This window comes from unidentified bacterial endosymbiont (assembly GCF_918797525.1).
Classification (GTDB): domain Bacteria; phylum Pseudomonadota; class Gammaproteobacteria; order Enterobacterales; family Enterobacteriaceae; genus Enterobacter.
Genome location: NZ_OU963893.1, coordinates 464,874 through 487,103, shown reverse-complemented (window position 1 = coordinate 487,103; position 22,230 = coordinate 464,874). Strand labels below are relative to the sequence as shown.

Below are 22,230 nucleotides of genomic sequence, written 5' to 3'. Positions count from 1 at the left end.
AGGAATGAAATATGACCATTCAGCTTACCGGGGTTAACCGCACCGGCAGTCCGCTGTTATCCCTCAGCCAGGGAGCCGCTCAGGACTTCACCTGGTCCCCGTATGGCAACTGCCCGGCGCGCTCCGCACAGGCCGGGCTGTTGCCCGGTTTTAACGGCGAACGCCAGGACCCGCTCACCGGCGTCACCCATCTGGGTAACGGTTACCGGGCCTATAACCCGACTCTGATGCGCTTTACCTGCCCGGACTCCCACAGTCCGTTTGGTAACGGTGGGGTGAATCCCTATGCCTACTGCAGCGGTGACCCGATTAACCAGACCGACCCCAGTGGCCATGGGCCGGCCCTGTGGACCGTGCTGGCCGGTACCCTGGCCGGGGAAATCAGCGCGGCCGATGCCGCCACCTACGCCCTGGTCACTGCCGCGATGGTGGCCCAGCGCAATGCGAGGAAAATTGCCATCGGTGCCGGTATTGCTTCACTGGCTGTTTCGCTGCAGGTGGCCAGTAATAAGACCGAAGAGAGTAACCCGCAGGCGTCGCGTAACCTGCAGTGGGCGGCTCTGGGACTGGGCGTGGCGGTGTCTGCTTATCTTGTTGGTAAAGATACCTATAGAGTCGTGCGCAAAATCATGCGGATGGTGTCGCAGCCATCCCGCCTCGTGATGATGAGCGGAGAAGGGACCGCCCCAGCAGCCCCTGAGAACAGGCGAGAACCGCGCCCACTGGAAGGGGCCGTTCGACATGGCTTAATCTTCGAGAACGATGGCGGTGCGCCTAATGCCTATATACCTGGAGGAATGGCAAATGGTGAAGATGTAATTGTTGTACATGGTACTGAAAATAGTGATCTTGTCGCAATTAATGGCAATACCATGAATGCATTTGGTCTTGAGTATTTCCTTGGTCAGTACAATATAGATTTACGTGCAAACAGAACACCACTGCACCTTATCTCATGTGGCGCAGCCGGTGCATCAGGCAACTCTTTTGGAGTTGCCAACTTACTTGCAGCAGTAATTAATCGACCGGTCATTACTTATGGTCGAGGAGGTGATATAGGTCTTTTAGCAGATTATGTGGAGAACGCTATTGCTGGAAATGGAATCACTGTATATGAGCGCAGATTCCCATGCCTTCCTTTTGATATTGTTATGTTTTCCCGTATTGCTCAACCACACACTCACTCTCCAAATGCCTTTTATTCCTTACAAGGCATCCAGTGTCCGCCTGGAGGCTTATTTAATCGGTCATAAAGCCTTAAGGTTAAATATAAGGTTAACGGTTATTAAACTAATCCGAGGGCTGATTCATACGCCCTCAGCTTCATTGTTTTGAGTAAGTTTATTGGTTTATATACTTACTACTTTTGATATTCTAAATAAACAAGGTGAATATAATTATGGCTATCCAATTAACCGGGGTTAACCGCACCGGCAGTCCGCTGTTATCCCTCAGCCAGGGAGCCGCTCAGGACTTCACCTGATCCCCGTATGGCAACTGCCCGGCGCGCTCCGCACAGGCCGGGCTGTTGCCCGGTTTTAACGGCGAACGCCAGGACCCGCTCACCGGCGTCACCCATCTGGGTAACGGTTACCGGGCCTATAACCCGACTCTGATGCGCTTTACCTGCCCGGACTCCCACAGTCCGTTTGGTAACGGTGGGGTGAATCCCTATGCCTACTGCAGCGGTGACCCGATTAACCAGACCGACCCCAGTGGTCATGGCCCGGCCCTGTGGACCGTGCTGGCCGGTACCCTGGCCGGGGAAATCAGCGCGGCCGATGCCGCCACCTACGCCCTGGTCACTGCCGCGATGGTGGCCCAGCGCAATGCGAGGAAAATTGCCATTGGCGCCGGTATTGCTTCACTGGCTGTTTCGCTGCAGGTGGCCAGTAATAAGACCGAAGAGAGTAACCCGCAGGCTTCCCGGGCGCTGGAGTGGGTCGCCCGCGGGCTGGGGATTACGGTGGGGGTCTCGCTGGCCGTGCTGGGTGCTTATAAAGGGGTGCGGAAACTGATACGGATGTTTTCACAGCCTGCGCGACTGGCGAAGGTTGAACCACCTTTTTCACCCTCACCACTGACGGCGGCCCCTCGACGGCTCCTCGGACTGGGGGAAGAGACAAAGTTCAATACTATCTCTGGCAAATCATACCTGAATATTAATTTTTATCTCGAGGGTTACACTGGATGGGGCGAGTTGTGTGACGTTATTTCCACTGATTCTGATGGTCAATTTCTTGATATCGGGGATTATCATCTCTTTCCTGAGCAACTTGTTTCATATTTTTCCTCCTTCGCTATAGACCTTCGGAGAAATAAAACACCACTGGTTCTTCTCGCTTGCCACATCGGCGGCGGATTCATGGATCCTGAGGGATTTGCTAATACACTGAGCGCGTTGCTGAATCGCACTATCTATACATTTGGCTGTGGTGAAGAAATCTGGCTGGACATTGATGTTTTAGAACAAATGATTGATGATGAATATATATCTGTTTCCACCAGAGATAGTGATGGCGCATACATTGATGCGCGTATCAACAGACATGATGCCACACATACTGAGGCAATTGTTGGAATCAGGCTCTGATAGGAATATAAATAGAAACCAATATTTCCAGTACAATATTTAACGTCAGTCAGCAAGCTGACTAATTATATACAGATCGAAAGTAACCGGCTCAAGTACACTGGTCAGAGAATATTTGACTGTATCTGAACACAATTTTCTGCCACAGACAGATATTTCACACAGACATGAAGGAATACCATTATGACCATTCAGCTTACCGGGGTTAACCGTACCGGCTGTCCGCTGTTATCCCTCAGTCAGGGAACCGCTCAGGACTTCACCTGGTCTCCGTACGGCAACAGCCCGGCACGCACCGGGCAGTCTGCCCTCCTGCCCGGCTTTAACGGCGAACGCGCAGACCCGCTTACCGGCGTCACCCATCTGGGCAACGGCTACCGGGCCTATAACCCGACTCTGATGCGCTTTACCTGCCCGGACTCCCACAGTCCGTTTGGTAACGGTGGGGTGAATCCTTATGCCTACTGCAGCGGTGACCCGATTAACCAGACCGACCCCAGTGGTCATGGCCCGGCCCTGTGGACCGTGCTGGCCGATACCCTGGCCGGGGAAATCAGCGCGGCCGATGCCGCCACCTACGCCCTGGTCACTGCCGCGATGGTGGCCCAGCGCAATGCGAGGAAAATTGCCATCGGTGCCGGTATTGCTTCACTGGCTGTTTCGCTGCAGGTGGCCAGTAATAAGACCGAAGAGAGTAACCCGCAGGCTTCCCGGGCGCTGGAGTGGGTCGCCCGCGGGCTGGGGATTACGGTGGGGGTCTCGCTGGCCGTGCTGGGTGCTTATAAAGGGGCACGGAAACTAATGCGTATGATTTCACAGCCGTCCCGGGAGCTGCAGATCATGATGCATGATGCTGCAGGTGCAGCAGGCGGACAGGAAATAACTCGTTCGGCACAGGGTAGTATCTTTGATATCGGTTACAGGAAACATCCAGTGACCAGGTGCATGCAGCGTATTACACAATATTTTGTGTCAGATTACTTAGGATCTGGTGAGGATGTTATTGTTGTCCATAGTCCTTCATCCCGTGAAGGCGTGGGTATAGGGGGGCAAATTCTGGGACCTGATGCTTTCATTGATTTCTTTAACAATATTGGCATTGATCTCAGGGCTAATCAAAGAGCACTCCATCTGGTTACCTGCTGTATGGCGAATGATCTGGATGTGGCTGATGGGTTTGTTAACATACTGGCTGAAAAATTAGGGCGGACCATCATTACTTATGGGCAGGGACAGGGGGTGGTTGTTCCCGGCAATATGCTGGAAAGGCTGACCCGGCATGAAGCATTAGATCTTCTTCTTTTTGATCCTATTAGAATAGAATATACCAGTGTGGATTTCGTGAATATGCATGATCCCGGACGTCGTGCAATGCTTCAGGCCAGTATTGATATTTAAATATGCCCCCTTACGATTATGTTTAATACCAATTAAACAGAACTGAATGTTTTTTAGTATGGGTGTCTGGTAAAAAAAAGTATGTTTGTCTGAGTATCTTATGTGGCCCCCCCCGAATTACTGAGGGATTTTGGCGGTAATTTTTCAATAAGTTAAGTGCTTTTTTATTAAGTTTATTAATCAATAATGGATTATCTATTTGTCCATAAGCTGATATCAAATAGTATCCTGATGGTTTTATTGATGCGGGGGATCATCCCTTTTTATATGCTGAAAAAGAATCTGCCTGAATAACTGTGCAATTTTACAATACAATAAGGAATAATTTGATGACGATACAACTAACCGGGGTTAGCCGTAGCGGCAGTCCGCTGTTATCCCTCAGCCAGGGGAGCGCCCAGAATTTCACCTGGTCTCCGTACGGCAACAGCCCGGCACGCGCCGGGCAGTCTGCCCTCCTGCCCGGCTTTAACGGCGAACGCGCAGACCCGCTTACCGGCGTCACCCATCTGGGCAACGGCTACCGGGCCTATAACCCGACCCTGATGCGCTTTACCTGCCCGGACTCCCACAGCCCGTTCGGTAACGGCGGGGTGAACCCCTATGCCTACTGCAGCGGTGACCCGATTAACCGGACCGACCCCAGCGGCCACGGGCCGGCCCTGTGGACCGTGCTGGCCGGTACCCTGGCCGGGGAAATCAGCGCGGCCGATGCCGCCACCTACACCCTGGTGACCGCCGCCATGGTAGCCCAGCGCAATGCGAGGAAAATCGCCATTGGCACCGGTATTGCCTCACTGGCTGTCTCCCTGCAGGTGGCCAGTAACAAGACGCAGGAAAGTAATCCGCAGGCATCCCGTAACCTGCAGTGGGCGGCTCTGGGGCTGGGCGTGGCGGTGTCCGCTTATCTTATTGGTAAAGACACCTGTAAAGCGGTGCGGAAAATTATGCAGATGGTGTCACAACCTGCCCGTCTTGTGGCGCTGGGGGGAGGGAACGGGGCGACGGCAGCAGCGGGGGGGCCTGTGAGCAGGAGGCTTGGAGGCGGTCTTTTTTTCTCCAGTGATATTGATAAGGTTTCAGGTCAACGGTTTAAATGTTTTTATCAGCCAGGTTGTATAGGTGATGGAGAGGATGTAATTTTAACCCATGGCTCTGAAGATGGCAGATCTATTATTATTGCCGGTGAGAAGATGTCCGCATATCGCGTTATTAATTTCTTTGAAGATATGAATATAGATCTAAGCACGAATAAAAAGCCATTGCATCTGATATGTTGCCATCTTGGTGGCGCAATTGATGATCCTGAAGGGTTTGCCAATGCACTGGCTGACCTACTGGACAGAGATGTCATTACTTACGATACCGGAGGTGAAGTATTTACGGCACCTGATGCATACAATCGGTTTCTTCATGGAAGAACGGTAAAAATAAGAACTGAATTCGGTCCGCAAAACGAAATTGAAATTAGAAAAGCCACCCCCAATATTCATACTCCATCCCACAGAGATGAATTAGTCGCTTGCCAATCTCGGGCATTATATGGTTCTAAATTATTCACGTTATAACAAACAATTATTATGATATTTCATATTAAACATGCGGTTAAAATATGTTAATTAAATAAGGAGAAAGTTACCGGACAAAGACAGCGAAGGCAGTAACTCGCATGGCTTAAAACCATCACTCAATGGATGCGGCCAGAGTAGTTGACGCCAGTCGGCAAAACTAAATAGCTTCGCAAAATAGTAGATCACTGGAAGGGAACTCAGCCCGGATTGTCCGATCTGATCAATCGCCAAACCAACCAAAATCACCAACCGGACTGAGCGATACCGATCACAGCACCCATTCCCCGTGACGAACGACGCCTGATGCAGAGAGCCATCCATAAAACGCACGATAAAAATCATGCCTGCAGGCTGACAGCCATGCTGATGCTGCACCGGGGCGCTCGCGTCAGTGACGTTGCCCTGCGCCCGTTCCACTGTCGGCTGCCGGACGTGCCCGTCGCTGGCCTTTTGAGCCTATCTGCACACTGTTACGTGAGCTGGTAAAACATGCTCCCGGCGATTTTGGCTACCAGCGTTCACGGTGGAGTACAGAACTTCTTGCAATAAAAATCAAAGAGATAACCGGCTGTCAGTTACATGCCGTAACCGTTCGCCGCTGGTTACCCTCTGCGGGTCTGGTATGGCGCAGAGCAGCACCAACACTTTAGTATTAAGACTATCACTAATTTAAGTGATAACAACTGTCTGGAGATTCACCGGGCCAGTCTTACAGGAATTCTTAATCTATTGTTTTTTAACAATTTTCAGAATTAGAAGTTTTAAAGTTGTATGGGTATTGCGTTACCATGCGTTAAGGTCAATTCATACCACGATAATCTGGTCAGTAATAATCTGACCAGATTATTATGCTTGATAATTATTGCTACAGGAAATAGATATAATTTTCGTTCCGATGCAATGTCCGGAAGAAATCAATATCCACGCTGTCAGAGAGACAACTTTCAAGAATAAATACCAGAATTATGAATATGACAGGAATGAGGATTCTTTTAACAAATTTAGCCATACTTCGCCATAACTTCCATTCAAAACCTAAAAAAACTGAATAGTCAGACTGTTATAAACAGCATGATTAGCTGAATAATAGTAATCGCGACAATTAAAACTCATATTATTTCTATTTAAAACCTCCACACGCGAATTTTTTAACTACTAAAATATTAATTTAATTAATAAACACATTTAAAGGATTGATGCCATTACGTTTTACCATCGTTTAAATCACGCGAAAAAAACGAGGTGTCGTTGATGCTCTCAACTCTTTATTTTAGACACATGTTGCTGAAAGGTATTCGTTTTGTTTTATTGAGAACATTAATGTAACGTTTATACCATCCAGATTAATCAATTTATTTCATCATTTTTCATAATGTATTATTTTCAAATAAGTGTAAAAATAGTTTTTTCTTATGCCCCGGTGAAGCAGGATATGTTTTCAGTATCGGTGAACGACAATCCAACGTACTCAACGTAAAATGCTGCGCTATTTACACTCTGTTGCAGAGTAAATGCTCTGAATTTTCGATCGACTCCGCCCAGGATAGTATTGAATTATTATTAGTACTTTCAGCGCCTTGAATCTAAACCAGCAAAAATGCAATACCATAAAAATGTGACTAAGCGCACATTTCCCTCACCCATTACCGAAGCGAATGTCTACGCTTAAAAGATACCCGGAAAACTTGTCTAACGAGAACACACAACCGGAGGTTTTTATCGCCATGTTCAACCAGAAACTACGCCCTGCAGACGCCATCGAATTCGGGATTGAAGCAGAACTTTGCTACGAAACCGATCCCTGCGAGTTAAAACTGGATGAAATGATTGAGGCGGAGCCGGAGCCCGAAATGATCGAGGGCCTGCCCGCCTCCGACGCCCTGACGCCCGCCGATCGTTACCTGGAACTGTTCGAACACGTGCAGTCGTCGCGGCTGTTTGCGGATAGCAAAACCTTCCCGGATTGCGCGCCTAAGATGGATCCGCTGGATATCCTCATTCGCTACCGTAAAGTGCGCCGACACCGCGATTTCGACCTGGCGCGCTTTGTGGAGAACCACTTCTGGCTGCCTGAAACCTACGGCACCGAATATGTCTCCGACCCGGGCCTGTCGCTTAAAGAGCACATCGATAGCCTGTGGCCAGTACTAACGCGCGAGCCGCAGGATCATATTCCCTGGTCATCCCTGTTGGCGCTGCCGCAGTCTTATATCGTACCCGGCGGGCGATTCAGCGAGACCTACTATTGGGATTCTTATTTTTCCATGCTGGGGCTGGCTGAAAGCGGTCGCCACGACATGCTTAAGTGCATGGCGGATAACTTTGCGTGGATGATTGAGCGTTATGGCCACATCCCGAATGGCAACCGAACCTACTACCTTAGCCGTTCCCAGCCGCCGGTTTTTGCTTTAATGGTCGAGCTGTTCGAAGAGGACGGCGTGCGCGGCGCGAAGCGCTACCTGGACCACCTGAAAATGGAATACGCTTTCTGGATGGATGGAGCGGAGTCTCTCCTGCTCAATCAGGCCTACCGCAGCGCAGTGCGCATGCCGGATGGCTCACTGCTTAACCGCTACTGGGATGACCGTGATACGCCGCGGGACGAGTCCTGGATTGAGGACGTAGAAACCGCGCGCCATTCCGGTCGTCCGCCAAATGAAGTGTATCGGGATCTGCGTGCCGGTGCGGCCTCGGGCTGGGATTACTCCTCGCGCTGGTTGCGCAATCCCGGTCGGCTTGCCAGCATCCGGACAACACAGTTTATCCCCATCGATTTAAACGCGTTCCTGTTCAAACTCGAAAGCGCTATCGCCAATATCTCAGCCTCGAAAGGGGACAAAGAGACTGCCGAACTGTTCCGCCAGAAAGCCAGCGACCGCCGCGCTGCGGTTAATCGTTTTCTGTGGGATGAAGAGAATGGCTGCTACCGCGATTACGACTGGCGACGTGGAGAAATGGCCCTGTTCTCAGCGGCCAGCATCGTACCGCTGTACGTCGGTATGGCGACGCATGAGCAGGCAGAGCGCCTGTCGGATGCGGTTAAAGCACGCCTGCTCACCCCGGGCGGAATTATGGCTACCGAGTACGAAACCGGTGAACAGTGGGATAAACCCAATGGCTGGGCGCCATTGCAGTGGATGGCAATCCAGGGGTTCAAACAGTATGGCAACGACTCTCTGGGCGATGAGATCGCCTGGAGCTGGTTGCAGACGGTGAACCATTTTTATAAGACCCATCATAAACTGATTGAGAAGTATCACATTGCCAGCAACACGCCGCGTGAAGGAGGCGGGGGAGAATATACCCTGCAGGATGGCTTCGGCTGGACGAACGGCGTGGTACGGCGGTTGATAGGGTTGTATGGCGAGCCTTGAGAGAGTGCAGTCTGCTCCCCCTTATCCCGGCCTTTTGCGAAGCGGGTCAGGATGAGGGCAATATTACTTAATCACCTCATAAATAGCCGACTGAATAGTCTGCCATTTTTTGCTGGTCGCATCGGGCTGTGCCTTAGCGCGGCGTGTTGCCATATCGGCTTCATGCTGCTGGCGTTTCACCACCGCGGGTACGGTGCAAAACGCTTTCAGGTATTGTTTGCGTACAGAAGTGAGCGCTTCACCGTTAGACATGGCGTGACTGAGCGTATTGATAAAGCGCCGGCATGGCTTCTCTTCCACCATCCTGTTCCGGTAGCGCAACAACAGCTCTAGCACGTCGTCATACTCTGCCGACATCGCCTCTTCGGTCCAGGATAGCTTCCAGTCCATACCACCCTGTAAAAAAAGCAGCGCCACGCGGGTATCGTTACGGTTGATGGCTGAGCGGAAATTATTTTCATCCCAGGTCACGCCCATGCGCGTCAGCGTCTCACGCGAGGAAGGCGTTTCACGCATCTCCTGAGGCTGGGCGGGTTCTGCGGCGTTCACCACGGCTGGCTGCGGTTTACCGCTGGTCACCAGCCAGACTCCACCTACCACAATGACGATAACCATCACCGCGACGGCGGCCCACAGCATCCCGGATATAAGTTGCTCGCGCTGCTCCGGCGTCCTGGCCGCGCGTTGGGTTGGTTTTTCTATTGTGTCACGGACTTCAAACAGATCGCTGCCTGTGACCCGGTCCATTTTCTGTGCATTTTTCCAGAACGTATGCAGTTCGCTGGCATCCACCGCCATGAACCCGGTCGGATTGATCCGGGTTCTTCCCTCTTCAAACGCACGCTGAATGGGGCGCGTGATTTGTGAATAGTAGCTATCCAGCAGCTGAATTTGCGCCGAGCTTAGGGTCTGCTGCACGGTAATACTGTTGCGGATCTGGCGAATGTCATCGAGAAAGATTTGCAGCGTTTTACGCGGATCCACCATCAGCGTCAGCATCGACGAGTCGTTAAACAACGATGCGTAATACCGGCTGAACTCTTTTTTGTCCACCAACAACTGGGCCAGCTCACTAAACAGCATGCCGCTGAGCACATCGTGAATTTCGCCAAGCTTTAGCCAGCGACGCACGCGATCGGCGTTAAATAAGGTCTTGAGATGGTTATTGAGCCGCACCTGATCGGGCCATGCCTGCTGGATAAGCCCTTTTATCATCAGCTCAATGGCACGTACCTGCTTGTGCGCCTGCTGCTGCTGGAGCTCACTACCGGTTGCAAGCTCGGTACTGTAAGTCAGCAAAGGCTGCTGCAAACGAAGATGTTCCAGCGCCGTGACGAACCGCATCGCCACAATAAGCTGATTGTCACTGACATCCTGCCCGCTTTCATACTGTGGAACCCGTTGCTTTAACAGGCGCAGCTGCAGCGTGAAGGCCGACATTTCAGCATCATTGAGGTGGAACTGCTTCGCAACGGCAGTCCATCCCCCCCACGCTAAGCGTGCGTTATCAAGCTGTTCCAGGAACCAGCATGGATCTTTAGCTTCAGAAACATGTACATTCAGGAGAAGCAGGATCTCGACAGATGCCTGACGAATGACCGCCAGACAGCGTTCAAACTGTTCGCGATTGTGATGTGATGTGCTGAGAATCATTATTTTCCTTCAGAGGCAACAAAGACATCTTTGCCGGGAATAAGCAGCCGTTTTTCTTTTTAATTTATATGTTTAAACATACCTGACTTTCCGTTGAAATACAGTGACAACCCTATAATCAAATAACCTGTCTCAGGAGAAGCTGACATGCCTGCCTTAATAACTTCTCGTCTTACCTGCTCCCCGCTACAGGAGCAGGACTGGCCCTTTTTTCTCTCGTTACAGCAAGACCCGGCGGTGATGCGCTTTGTCGCACAGAACCGCCCGGTGGCAGATATCCGCGACGCTTTCGAATCCCGCCTGACACCATGGATATCCGGCAGTACGCACTGGCTATGTCTGGTTGTCCGCGATACCGCCCGCCAGATACCGCTTGGCGTAACCGGATATATACATCGGGAAGAGGACTGTGCCGAGGTGGGTTTCCTTTTCGCTCCCCCAGCACAGGGGAAAGGTTTCGGCTTCGAATCGCTGCAGGCTCTGTGTGATTTCGCCTTCACGCAGGGCAATATTCGTCGGCTAACCGCCACCGTCACGGTGGGCAATATGGCCTCAAGGAAATTGCTGGAAAAAACCGGGTTCAGGCTGGAGGGTGAATTGCGCGAGAGCTACTCTCTTGCGGGCATTTGGCATAATGACTGGCTGTTCGGTTTGTTGAAAAAGGAGTACGTTCAGCCATAAACCTCGTTTCGGCTGCAATTGAGATTGCGGATGTCCTTATTAGGTGATAAAAAATCAATAATCAGGCGAGTGAATACTTCACTGTTTCACAACCAACAACAATGAGCGTCGCCTATGGATAAAATTCACGCAATGCAGTTGTTTGTTCGGGTCGCAGAACTGGAGAGTTTTTCACGCGCGGCCGAGTCGTTAAGCCTGCCGAAAGGCAGCGTATCGCGTCAAATTCAGGCGCTGGAGAACCGGCTGGGTACTGCGCTTTTGCACCGGACTACGCGCCGCGTCAGCCTTACGCAAGATGGCATGGTCTATTACGAGCGGGCAAAAGATCTGCTGTCGAACCTCGACGAACTGGACGGCATGTTCCAGCATGACCCTTCAAGCATCAGCGGTCGTTTACGTGTCGATATGCCGGTTGGCGTTGCGCGAAATTTAGTCATCCCAAAGCTGCCTGCCTTTTTGCAGCAGTATCCCGGTATTGAGCTGGAACTCAGCAGCAGCGACCGCGTGGTAGATGTTATCCGGGAAGGGTTTGACTGCGTCGTGCGCGTGGGCACGCTGAACGATCCCGGGTTGATTGCCCGCCCGCTGGGTAAACTCTCAGTAATTAACTGCGCCAGTCCGGATTATCTGACGCGCTTTGGTTACCCTGAGTCACTGGACGATCTCGGCTCTCACGCTGTCATTCATTACGCAGCCACGCCGGGAACGCGCTCCCAGGGCTTTGCATTTTTTAACGGCAGTGCGACACAGTGGGTGAAAACCGGCGGAATATTGACGGTCAACAGTACGGAAACCTACCACGCCGCCTGTATCGCCGGGCTGGGCATTATCCAGGCACCTCGCGTTGGCGTGCGTGAATATTTGCGCGCCAGGAAACTCATTGCTATTTTGCCGCAATATCGGGCTAAACCTCTGCCTGTTTCCCTGTTTTATCCTCACCGCCGTCACCTCTCCCGACGCGTACATCTGTTTATGGAGTGGCTTACCTCTCTCACAAAAGCTTACGTGGACTAACCGCAAGCTATAATTCAGTAACATCCAGCTCAACGAAAAGGAAAATGCGCGTGACGCCGGAAAACAACCCGCAACGACCGACACAAAATTTGGACTATGATCCCATCAAAAAGATGGAAACCGAGACTGAAGAGCCGAAATCGCCGGGCAAGGCCAGCAAAGCGCTGGAGACGGTGACCCACACGGCCGACAAGATTCAGCGCCGCCCGTGGATTGCGCATATGATACGCGCCGCCGAACGCTTCAACGACCGCATGGGGAATCAGTTTGGTGCAGCCATCACCTACTTCTCCTTTTTATCGATGATCCCGATCCTGATGGTCTCTTTTGCCGCCGCGGGTTTCGTGCTGGCCTCGCACCCGACGCTGCTACAGGATATCTTCGATAAAATCCTGTTGAACGTTAGCGACCCGACGCTGGCGGGCACGCTCAAGGGCACCATCAAGACAGCGGTGCAACAACGTACCACCGTTGGGATCGTCGGTTTATTGATTGCGCTTTACTCCGGGATTAACTGGATGGGCAACCTGCGCGAGGCCATTCGCGCCCAGTCGCGTGACGTCTGGGAACGCACCCCGCAGGATCAGGAAAAAATATGGGTGAAGTATTTTCGCGACTTTATTTCGCTGATTGGCCTGCTTATCGCGCTCATCGTGACGCTCTCCATCACCTCAGTCGCTGGTTCTGCCCAGCAGATGATAATCTCCGCCCTTTATCTTGATTCCATCGAGTGGCTTAAGCCTGCCTGGCGCGGGATTGGACTGGCGATCTCCATCTGCGCAAACTACCTGTTGTTCTTCTGGATCTTCTGGCGCTTGCCTCGCCATCGTCCGCGCAAGAAAGCCTTGATCCGCGGCACGCTGATCGCGGCAGTGGGTTTTGAAGCGATCAAGATTGTGATGACTTACACCCTGCCGTCGTTGATTAAATCCCCTTCTGGCGCAGCCTTTGGCTCGGTACTGGGAATAATGGCATTCTTCTACTTCTTCGCCCGCCTGACGCTGTTCTGCGCCGCGTGGATTGCCACCGCCGAGTACAAAGACGACCCGCAAATGCCGGGAAAAACCCACCGTTAAGCGTACTATCGGGCTGAAACGTTCAGCCCGACTGACCATTTCAGCATATAAATCCAGACCGTAACTTTTATTTAACCAAAAACCAGTTTTATCATCTGATATTTAAAATCTGTGAAGCATTTCATAGAAGCGTTTTGGCTAGCCTGAACATTATCCCCTTTTTATTGCTTTTCTCACCATGCTACCGCTTTGTTACAGATTGAAATGTCGCTTTTGCTGTGCGTAATATGGCCGTTCGTTCGTCAAAAAATAAGAAAATATTATGCAAGCAACAGCCACCACACTCGATTCAGAGCCAGAAACCGCTCCGGTAAATTCGCGCAACAAAGTCGTCGTCGCATCGCTGATTGGCACCGCCATTGAGTTCTTCGACTTTTATATCTATGCCACTGCCGCGGTTATTGTTTTCCCGCATATTTTCTTCCCGCAGGGCGACCCGACAGCGGCCACGCTCCAGTCTTTGGCAACCTTTGCCATCGCGTTCATCGCACGTCCAATTGGGTCGGCGGTTTTTGGTCACTTTGGCGATCGCGTGGGGCGTAAAGTCACGCTTGTTGCCTCTTTGCTGACGATGGGGATCTCAACCGTTGCGATCGGCCTGCTGCCGACCTATGAAACCATTGGCATCCTGGCCCCGGTACTGCTGGCGCTGGCACGCTTTGGCCAGGGTCTCGGTCTGGGCGGCGAATGGGGGGGTGCTGCGTTGCTGGCAACCGAGAATGCACCAGCGCGCAAGCGTGCGCTGTACGGCTCTTTCCCACAGTTAGGCGCGCCAATCGGCTTCTTCTTCGCAAACGGCACCTTCCTGCTGCTCTCCTGGCTGCTGACGGATGAGCAGTTTATGAGCTGGGGCTGGCGTATTCCGTTTATTTTCTCTGCCGTACTGGTGCTGATTGGTCTGTATGTGCGTGTTTCACTGCATGAAACACCCGTTTTTGCGAAAGCCGCGGCGGCGAAAAAGCAGGTAAAAGTGCCGCTGGGTACGCTGCTGACCAAACACGTCCGCGTGACCGTGCTAGGCACCTTTATCATGCTGGCGACCTACACGCTGTTTTACATTATGACCGTATATTCAATGACCTTCAGTACCGCCGCCGCACCGGTCGGGCTGGGCCTGCCGCGTAACGAAGTGCTGTGGATGCTGATGATGGCGGTTATTGGATTTGGTGTGATGGTGCCGATTGCGGGTCTGCTGGCGGATAAATACGGTCGTCGCGCGAGCATGATTGTCATTACCTCGCTGATTATCCTTTTCGCCCTGTTCGTCTTCCCGCCGCTGCTGGGTTCAGGTAGCCCGGCGCTGGTGATGGCGTATCTGCTGATTGGCCTGAGCCTGATGGGGCTGACCTTCGGCCCTATGGGCGCGCTGCTGCCTGAGCTGTTCCCGACGGAAGTGCGTTATACCGGCGCCTCTTTTTCCTATAACGTCTCGTCCATTCTGGGCGCGTCCGTTGCGCCGTATATTGCGACCTGGCTGCAGGCGAATTACGGTTTGTTGTATGTAGGGGTCTATCTGGCCGCGATGGCGGCGCTGACGCTGATTGCGCTGCTGTTAACCCATGAGAAGAAGGATCACGCTCTGTAAATCACAGTCACTTGTTTGCCTTAAACCCGCCCTCTCCCCGTGGGAGAGGGCGACGAAAGGCTACTTCTTCATCTGCGCCAGAATATTCCGGCACTGATTTGCATCCCCCTCAGACGGCGAAATCAACGCCAGCAACGCCGCAGCAGGCGTGACCAGCGTGGCGAGCGCTGCCGCTACCGCGCCGCGGGCGATCAGCGGACCGGCTTTAACGCCCGCCTGCGGGTTTTCAAAGGTGCCGCGCACGTAGAGCGGTGAGCGCAGGGTGATAATACGGATCCCCTTACTTTCCGGATCGATGGTCAAATCAAGCTGCTCAGAGGCCATGCTGGCCGTACCGGTCACGTTGATCACCGAGTTTTCCGTATCGAACGCAAATATTTGCGGCCGCGCCACGCCGTTAACCAGATCCAGGTTCGCCGCCGCGCAGTTTACCCGTACCTCATCGTCACCAAAAATCTGTCCGACGATAAAGTTTCCGACGTTAAGTCCGAGAATTTCCATCAAATTACGGCTGATTAACCCGTCGTTCATCAACAGCTTCAGATTACCGTTGCTAGTGCCCAACAGCGCCGCCACGGAATTTCCCACCCCGCGAATATCCGCATCGCCGTTCATTTCGCCGAGGGTTTTCTGCATTAGCTCGACGTTGGGCATTAGCTCTTTCAGCTTCAGCCTGCGCGCCTGTATTTCTGCCCGCCCCTGCATCGGCTTTTTATCGCCTTCCAGATGAATGTTCGACGAGATAGTCCCGCCCGCCATGCCAAATTTCAGCGGCTGCAGACGCAGGTCAGCATTTTTGAGGATGATATGGGTCGAGAGGTTACTGATTGGCAGGGTGCTGCCATGCTCAATTTTACCTCCTTTAAATCGTACATCCGCATCCATTACATCCCACTTGTCGGTTTCGAAGCGATCGTAAGGCAGCACTTTGCCCGCAGGCTGGGTGTCCTTTTTCACCTCTTTTGAGTTCGTGCCTTTACCCGAATCGATGCCAATCAGCGGCCCCAGATCGGCCAGGCGCAGCTGGCGTGACTCCACGTCCCCTTCCAGCTTCGGACGCGGTTTACCGGTGGTGTAGGTCAGCGCACCGTGGATATCACTGTCGCCAATGCGGCCGTTGAAATCCCGATACGTGAAGACCGAGGATTTCTCAGGGTCTATTTTCGCCACCAGCCGTCCGTCAGTCTCAAACGGCGGAGTATCCGGCAGCAACACGCCCGTTAGCTCATACAGCTCCCCCAGCGAATCACCGGCAAACTTCAGTTGCAGGTCTACGCCGCCCATATTCATCGGGTCGCTGACCGTGCCCACAAACGCCACGCGCGTGTTTGCGGAACGGAAATCCGCCTGCACCGGGAACGGCGTGCCTTCGCTCCTGAGGGCCAGCATACCGCCAATTTTCCCTTTACCGGTTAGCGGCTGGTCGTTGTAACGCCCCTTCGCCGTCAGGCCAAATACATAATCCCCCGCTTTCGCGTTATCGCCCCTGGCCTTACTGCCGGAGACTTCACTGAACGGCAGCGGTTTGCCCAGCGGATCGACCAGGATCTCAACATCGGCTTTGCTGACCTTATCGTTGATGGCGATCCGCCCACGATCGAAGAGAATATTATCGAGGCGGAAAGACCAGGATGAAGGCTGGGCGTTGGCATCTTTTTCGTCGCTGCTGGCGAGGTTAAAGGTCCAGTTATTCTTTTTTTCTGACAGACGGATGAGACGCGCATCAGGCTGCTGAAGCTTGATCCACGGCAGATAGACGGTTTTGGTGAACAGCGCCAACGGTGCCAGAGTGGCCTCGACGCGCGGCAGGTGGACCATGGTAACTTCCGGAATATCCGGCGGGTTGCCAAGCATAATATCGTCGGCATGAACGTGCGGCCAGGGCACCCAGCTTCGCCAGCCGGTCTCCTCTTTCTGACGCTCCCACACCACGCCCAAATCGCCACGGATCGCGAAGGGGCGATTTAGCTCCGTTGAGACTTTCTGGTTGATGGTTGGTTTGAGGCGGTTCCAGTCGAACGTAGCGATAATGATGATGAGCACCACGATCAACAACAAGAATATCCCTGCAGTCCAGGAAATAACCCTGGTTGTTTTTGTCATTTTAGTCCCCTTTCCTGATGACCTTGCCTATAAAACTATAGTCCAGACAAAAGGAAGCGGGCGGATCAGAGCGTCGTAATCACCGATTCAAGAGTATCCATCGGAACCGGTCGAGAGAGAAAATAGCCTTGCGCGGCAGCGGCCGGCGAGTTCTGGACATCACACCACTCTTCCAGCGTTTCAACGCCTTCAACTATAACGCCCTGGCAATAGCGGTTCATCAACTGGAGTAACAGCGTGAATAAATTCCGCCCTTCCGGCGTCTGGCGCAGCATAATGAACAGGTCGCGCGCCACTTTGATGTAGTCGTAATGAACTTCGCTGAGGGCGGAGAAATTTGCCATCCCGGTGCCAAAATCATCCAGCCACAGCGGACCGAATTCGCACATCGACGCAAAGGATGAATCCTGGGGTAAGCGGATATGTTCTACCAGCTCAAAGCGCATCCATGGCAGAGAAGCGATCAATTCCTGCAATTTCGGATTCTGGCGCAACGCCAGCAGCGTCGGGCCATCCACATTCACCGAGGCGAGAATATTATGCTGCTCGAAAAAGGCTTGCTTCGTCGCCAGCATCCGTAGCTGTTCTTCCAGGACATCGATACGCTGGCGCACGGCAACCTCAGCAAAATAGCGGTCCGGCGCGATGCGCTGTGACGGGTTCGAAGGATGTGTCACGACCGTTAAAACTTCTATCGCCATCAGGCGTCCGTCTGTTCGGTAGATCGGTTGCCAGGTATAGGTGCGCTCACATTGCAGCCAGTAGCGATGCTCCTGCAAGTTCTCAATACTTGCCTCAGGCGTAGTGCTCAGCCGCTGGATAACCTGCTTTGACTTCATTTCAGATGTCCTGTTGTTGGGGATGACCTTTCTGGACTCGTCACTGGGTTATCGGCGCGCTAATTAAGAACTTTATGTTCAGTTCGCCGGGAAAATGAAATTAAAATGAGAGAAACTAGCAGGAACACGCGCTGGCGCAAAAAAAATAATGGAACGTCGTTTTAATATAGTTGACCACATTATTCACTCAGCGCACACTACCTTTAATTACTCTGTTCAGGTTCACGACTATGTCTAAAAAAATTGCCGTGATAGGCGAATGCATGATTGAGTTGTCCCAAAAAGGAGCGGAAGTCAGCCGCGGTTTTGGTGGCGATACCTTAAATACCTCCGTGTATATTGCCCGTCAGGTTGCGCCTGAGGCGCTTGCCGTGAACTACGTGACGGCGCTGGGAACGGACAGCTTCAGCCAGCAAATGCTGGAAGCCTGGCAGAGTGAAAATGTACAAACCACGCTGATTCAGCGCATGGAAAACCGCCTGCCGGGCCTGTACTACATTGAAACCGACAGCACTGGCGAACGCACCTTTTACTACTGGCGTAACGAAGCGGCGGCCAAATTCTGGCTTGAGAACGATGCCGCGCCCGCGATCTGTGAAGAGCTGTCTACTTTCGATTACCTCTATCTGAGCGGAATTAGCCTGGCGATTTTAAGCCCCACCAGCCGTGAAAAGCTGCTGTCGCTGCTGCGCGAGTGCCGCGCCAATGGCGGCAAGGTGATTTTCGATAATAACTACCGTCCGCGCCTGTGGGCCAGCCGCGAAGAGACGCAGCAGGTTTATCAACACATGCTGCAATGTACCGATATTGCGTTCCTGACACTGGATGACGAAGATGCGTTATGGGGCGAGAAACCGGTTGATGAGGTTATCGCCCGCACTTTAGCTGCAGGCGTCACGGAAGTGGTGATTAAGCGCGGCGCAGAGTCTTGCCTGGTCGCCGTTGCGGGCGAGGCTGTGGTTGAGGTTCCGGCAGTGAAACTGGCGAAAGAGAAAGTGATTGATACGACGGCAGCCGGAGATTCATTCAGCGCAGGCTACCTGGCTGTACGTCTGACCGGTGGCACACCTGAAGCGGCGGCACAGCGCGGTCACCTGACGGCCAGCACGGTAATTCAGTATCGCGGGGCGATTATTCCACGTGAAGCAATGCCAGCTTAACGGTGTTACGTCCTCTCTCCCCTGTCGGGAGAGAGGAGTCGGGGTGAGGAGCTACTGCCCCTGCGGAATATCCGTTGCATCCGGGTGTAAATCATCTGCCGCTGCAGCCTGAGCTTGCGCGGGTTGGGTCTGTGCGGTCATGATCGAATTCCAGGTTGCCTGTAGCGCTTTCATGTCGTATTCCGGCTCGCCTTTCGGCTGCAGAAGGATAAGCGCCATATCCTGCGATAGCTGCTGACGTAAATCCTGATTGAGCATATCGACGGTCAAACCATTCAGGAAGTCCTGACGCAGCTTTTGATACTGCTCAGGCGCGATATCCACCACCTGATTCTGCAAGGCACGAATACGCTGGTTGATCAGAATATCAGTATCGGCGCGAGCATAGGTTGCAAACAGCTTCTGCAGCTCAAGTTTTTTCTGCGCGACCAGCGCGTTGAACTCGTCTTCTGACAGGCCCTCTTTACGCACTTTCGCCAGTTCTTTGGCGACAGTCCCAAGGTTTGCATTCAGCTTGTCGCCCGGCGATTCAATGTTAACCGCGCACTGCGCACGCTGGAACAGCACGCGGCAATCGAAGCCCAGACCGATGTTCTTGACGTTATTCTTGCTCAGCGTCTGCTGAACGTGCCAGAACAAGGCTTCACGCGCCAGATCCGCACGCCAGTAGCGCAGCAGCGCGGCTGACTCGCGAATGGGCTGCCAGGCAGTGTCCCACATCACGGACAGCCGATCCTGACGCACGGTATCCGTCATGATGCTTACAGGCTCCGGGCGCAGGGGCGAAAGCGTCGGGACAGGCGCTGGCGTTTCACGCTTCCCTTTCAGACCCCCAAAGGCTTTGTTGATCTGTTCAACCACCGCGCGGCTTTCCACATTCCCGACCACGATCAGAGTCATTGTATCCGGGGTGTACCACTTCTGATAGAAGGATTTGACCTGCTCAATGTCTACGGGCTGCTTCAGCGGCTCGGCCGGATCGTGCCCAAGCAGCGCTGAACCTTTCAGACGGTAGCGCCACCAGCCTTCTTTGGTGTCCCCGGGCCAGGTTGCGACCATATCGCTGTTGCTCAGTGCATAGTTGATGGTTTCCGGCGTAATCGCCAGATTGCCGGTGGCATCGGAGAGATAAGTCAGCGCTTCTTTTAGCAGATCGTTACGGTTGTTAGGCAGGCTCAGGTTAAACATGGTGTAGTCGTAGGAGACAACAGCCGGAGGCAGCGGGCGTTTCGGATCGATGGCCTGTTGCCACATAGAACGCACCTGAACCGCTTGCAAACTGCCGCTCTGAGTGAGCGCCAGTCGAGGAATAAAACGGCTAAAACCGGCCTGCTGGGTGCTTTCGGTGAGGGAGCCGGTATTCACAGACAGACGAATTTCAATGCGGTCACTGGGACGCTGCGGGGTGGCTAAGACCTGCCACTGGAAACCATTCGCCAGAGTCCCTTGTTGCCAGGCCGGGTCTGGCTGGAGCGCATCTGCCTGCACATAACTGGCTGCTGCCATCATCAGCAAACCGCCGGTTAAAAGTCGAATTTTTGTGCCCTGCATGTGAACCCCTGATCAACATTCCTGGTTAAAAAAGAGTGTCTCGCGACGCGCTTCACTCTAAAAGATAACGATAAAAACATACAGATTAGACCGCGTGTTCGGCAAAACGTCACGGCCAGAAGTGAAATATACCCAAAAAAAATCTTGTCGAATTATGACAGGTATGAACAGTTATTATGCGCAGGTGCCCGCATCCCGACAAGGGAATACGGGCATTTATCAGGAGGTCAGGAAGATAAATCAGCCGTTTTGTCGCCCGACGTGCGGTTATTTAAGGTGTCGTCGAGCTTTTTGTGATCCAGCTCTTTCACCCATTTTGCCACCACTACCGTCGCCACGCCGTTGCCCACCAGGTTAGTTAACGCACGGGCTTCAGACATGAAACGGTCGATACCGAGAATCAACGCCAGGCCCGCCACCGGCAGATGTCCCACCGCCGAAATGGTGGCAGCCAGCACGATAAAGCCGCTGCCAGTTACGCCTGCAGCCCCTTTCGATGAAAGCAGGAGCACCACCAGCAGGGTTATTTGGTGGAAAATATCCATGTGACTGTTGGTCGCCTGGGCGATAAACACCGCCGCCATCGTCAGGTATATTGACGTGCCATCGAGGTTAAAGGAGTAGCCCGTCGGGATAACCAGACCCACCACCGACTTGCGGCAGCCCAGTTTTTCCATCTTATCGAGCATACGCGGCAGCGCGGATTCCGATGAGGATGTGCCCAGAACAATCAACAGCTCTTCGCGAATGTAACGAATAAATTTGAAAATACTGAAACCCGTGGCGCGGGCAATGGAACCAAGTACCACCACCACGAACAGAATACAGGTGATGTAGAAGCAGATAATCAACTGCCCCAGCTGTACCAGCGTACCCACCCCGTACTTACCGATGGTGAAAGCCATCGCCCCGAAGGCACCAATCGGCGCCAGGCGCATGATCATATTGATAATGCCGAAAATGACCTGCGAGAAGCTTTCAATCACGTTGAAAATGATCTGCCCTTTGCTGCCCAGACGGTGCAGAGCAAAGCCAAACATCACGGCAAACAGCAGGACCTGCAGGATATTGCCGCTGGCAAAAGCCCCAATCACGCTACCGGGGATGATGTCCAGCAGAAAGGCCACAACGCCCTGATCTTTCGCCTGCTCGGCGTAGATGGCCACCGCTTTGGCATCAAGGGTTGCCGGGTCAACGTTCATGCCCGCGCCTGGCTGCACCACGTTAACAATGATCAGACCGATGATCAGGGCAATGGTGCTGACCACTTCGAAATAGAGTAACGCTACAGCACCGGTACGACCGACCGCTTTCATGCTTTCCATGCCAGCAATACCGGTCACCACCGTACAGAAGATAACCGGCGCAATGACCATTTTGATGAGCTTAACGAACGCGTCGCCAAGCGGTTTCATCTGGGCGCCCAGTTCAGGATAGTAGTGACCAAGCAGAATACCCACTGCGATGGCTGTCAGAACCTGAAAGTAAAGACTTTTGAAGATTGAGGTTTTCATAGGGTGTCCTTGGGAAGAAAAACCACAGGTTTTTTAAGGTTATGGTTAACCTGCGGCTCTAAAATAACACCCACATAACAGGACAGAAATAAACCCGGCGCAAATTTGAAACACAAAT

The 22,230-nt window shown here is 52.8% G+C and carries 14 protein-coding genes and 2 pseudogenes; 11 read left to right on the top strand and 5 right to left on the bottom strand.

The annotated features are described in order from the left end of the window. Positions 1-11: 11 nt before the first annotated feature. The 6 genes and pseudogenes from NL510_RS02245 to NL510_RS02220 all read left to right on the top strand — a co-directional run bounded on the left by NL510_RS02245 (position 12) and on the right by NL510_RS02220 (position 8,936). Positions 12-1,253, top strand: a complete 1,242-nt coding sequence (locus NL510_RS02245; RefSeq protein ID WP_253381246.1) for an RHS repeat-associated core domain-containing protein — start codon at positions 12-14, stop codon at positions 1,251-1,253. A gap of 266 nt (positions 1,254-1,519) precedes the next feature. Continuing rightward, positions 1,520-1,723: pseudogene (locus NL510_RS22975) on the top strand (RHS repeat-associated core domain-containing protein); the annotation flags it as partial. A 1,053-nt stretch (positions 1,724-2,776) separates the two neighbouring features. Continuing rightward, a complete protein-coding gene (locus NL510_RS22970) occupies positions 2,777-3,991 on the top strand; it encodes an RHS repeat-associated core domain-containing protein (protein ID WP_253381243.1) in 1,215 nt (404 codons plus the stop codon). A gap of 329 nt (positions 3,992-4,320) precedes the next feature. Continuing rightward, positions 4,321-5,559 carry an RHS repeat-associated core domain-containing protein gene (locus NL510_RS02230; protein WP_253381241.1) on the top strand — a complete coding sequence of 413 codons (1,239 nt, stop codon included), beginning with the start codon at positions 4,321-4,323 and terminating at the stop codon, positions 5,557-5,559. Between the two features lie 264 nt (positions 5,560-5,823). Then, positions 5,824-6,209 (top strand): annotated as a pseudogene (locus NL510_RS02225) (IS630 family transposase); the annotation flags it as partial. Between the two features lie 1,077 nt (positions 6,210-7,286). Next, entirely contained in the window at positions 7,287-8,936 is a 1,650-nt protein-coding gene (locus tag NL510_RS02220; protein ID WP_253381239.1) for an alpha,alpha-trehalase, read from the top strand. A gap of 63 nt (positions 8,937-8,999) precedes the next feature. Here NL510_RS02220 and NL510_RS02215 read toward each other — a convergent pair whose 3' ends face one another. Then, entirely contained in the window at positions 9,000-10,589 is a 1,590-nt protein-coding gene (locus NL510_RS02215; protein WP_253381236.1) for an STY4199 family HEPN domain-containing protein, read from the bottom strand. Between the two features lie 147 nt (positions 10,590-10,736). Between NL510_RS02215 and NL510_RS02210 the strand changes: the two genes are divergently transcribed. From NL510_RS02210 to NL510_RS02195, 4 genes are all read left to right on the top strand, one after another. Next, the gene (locus tag NL510_RS02210) at positions 10,737-11,270 is read left to right on the top strand and encodes a GNAT family N-acetyltransferase (RefSeq protein WP_253381234.1); all 534 of its coding nucleotides are present in this window, start codon (positions 10,737-10,739) and stop codon (positions 11,268-11,270) included. Between the two features lie 114 nt (positions 11,271-11,384). After that, positions 11,385-12,284 (top strand): LysR family transcriptional regulator, encoded by a 900-nt coding sequence (locus tag NL510_RS02205; RefSeq protein ID WP_253381231.1) that lies wholly within the window; start codon positions 11,385-11,387, stop codon positions 12,282-12,284. A 50-nt stretch (positions 12,285-12,334) separates the two neighbouring features. Beyond that, positions 12,335-13,360 carry an inner membrane protein YhjD gene (gene yhjD / locus NL510_RS02200; protein WP_253381229.1) on the top strand — a complete coding sequence of 342 codons (1,026 nt, stop codon included), beginning with the start codon at positions 12,335-12,337 and terminating at the stop codon, positions 13,358-13,360. Between the two features lie 262 nt (positions 13,361-13,622). Continuing rightward, positions 13,623-14,945, top strand: coding sequence for an MFS transporter (locus NL510_RS02195; protein ID WP_253381228.1), 1,323 nt, complete (start codon positions 13,623-13,625; stop codon positions 14,943-14,945). Between the two features lie 60 nt (positions 14,946-15,005). On the opposite strand, the gene NL510_RS02190 is transcribed toward NL510_RS02195, so the two are convergent. Together NL510_RS02190 and pdeH are read right to left on the bottom strand one after the other, a co-directional pair. Continuing rightward, on the bottom strand, positions 15,006-17,048 hold the full coding sequence (locus NL510_RS02190; RefSeq protein ID WP_253381226.1) for an AsmA family protein: 2,043 nt from the start codon (positions 17,046-17,048) through the stop codon (positions 15,006-15,008). A 65-nt stretch (positions 17,049-17,113) separates the two neighbouring features. Beyond that, the gene (pdeH, locus tag NL510_RS02185; protein ID WP_253381224.1) at positions 17,114-17,887 is read right to left on the bottom strand and encodes a cyclic-guanylate-specific phosphodiesterase; all 774 of its coding nucleotides are present in this window, start codon (positions 17,885-17,887) and stop codon (positions 17,114-17,116) included. 230 nt (positions 17,888-18,117) lie between these two features. On the opposite strand from pdeH, the gene kdgK reads away from it, so the two are divergent. After that, positions 18,118-19,047 (top strand): 2-dehydro-3-deoxygluconokinase, encoded by a 930-nt coding sequence (kdgK, locus tag NL510_RS02180; protein ID WP_253381222.1) that lies wholly within the window; start codon positions 18,118-18,120, stop codon positions 19,045-19,047. Positions 19,048-19,098: 51 nt separating this feature from the next. Here kdgK and NL510_RS02175 read toward each other — a convergent pair whose 3' ends face one another. Both NL510_RS02175 and NL510_RS02170 read right to left on the bottom strand, forming a co-directional pair. Beyond that, positions 19,099-20,598, bottom strand: coding sequence for a M16 family metallopeptidase (locus NL510_RS02175; protein ID WP_253381220.1), 1,500 nt, complete (start codon positions 20,596-20,598; stop codon positions 19,099-19,101). A gap of 227 nt (positions 20,599-20,825) precedes the next feature. After that, a complete protein-coding gene (locus tag NL510_RS02170; RefSeq protein WP_253381218.1) occupies positions 20,826-22,112 on the bottom strand; it encodes a dicarboxylate/amino acid:cation symporter in 1,287 nt (428 codons plus the stop codon). Positions 22,113-22,230 lie beyond the last annotated feature (118 nt).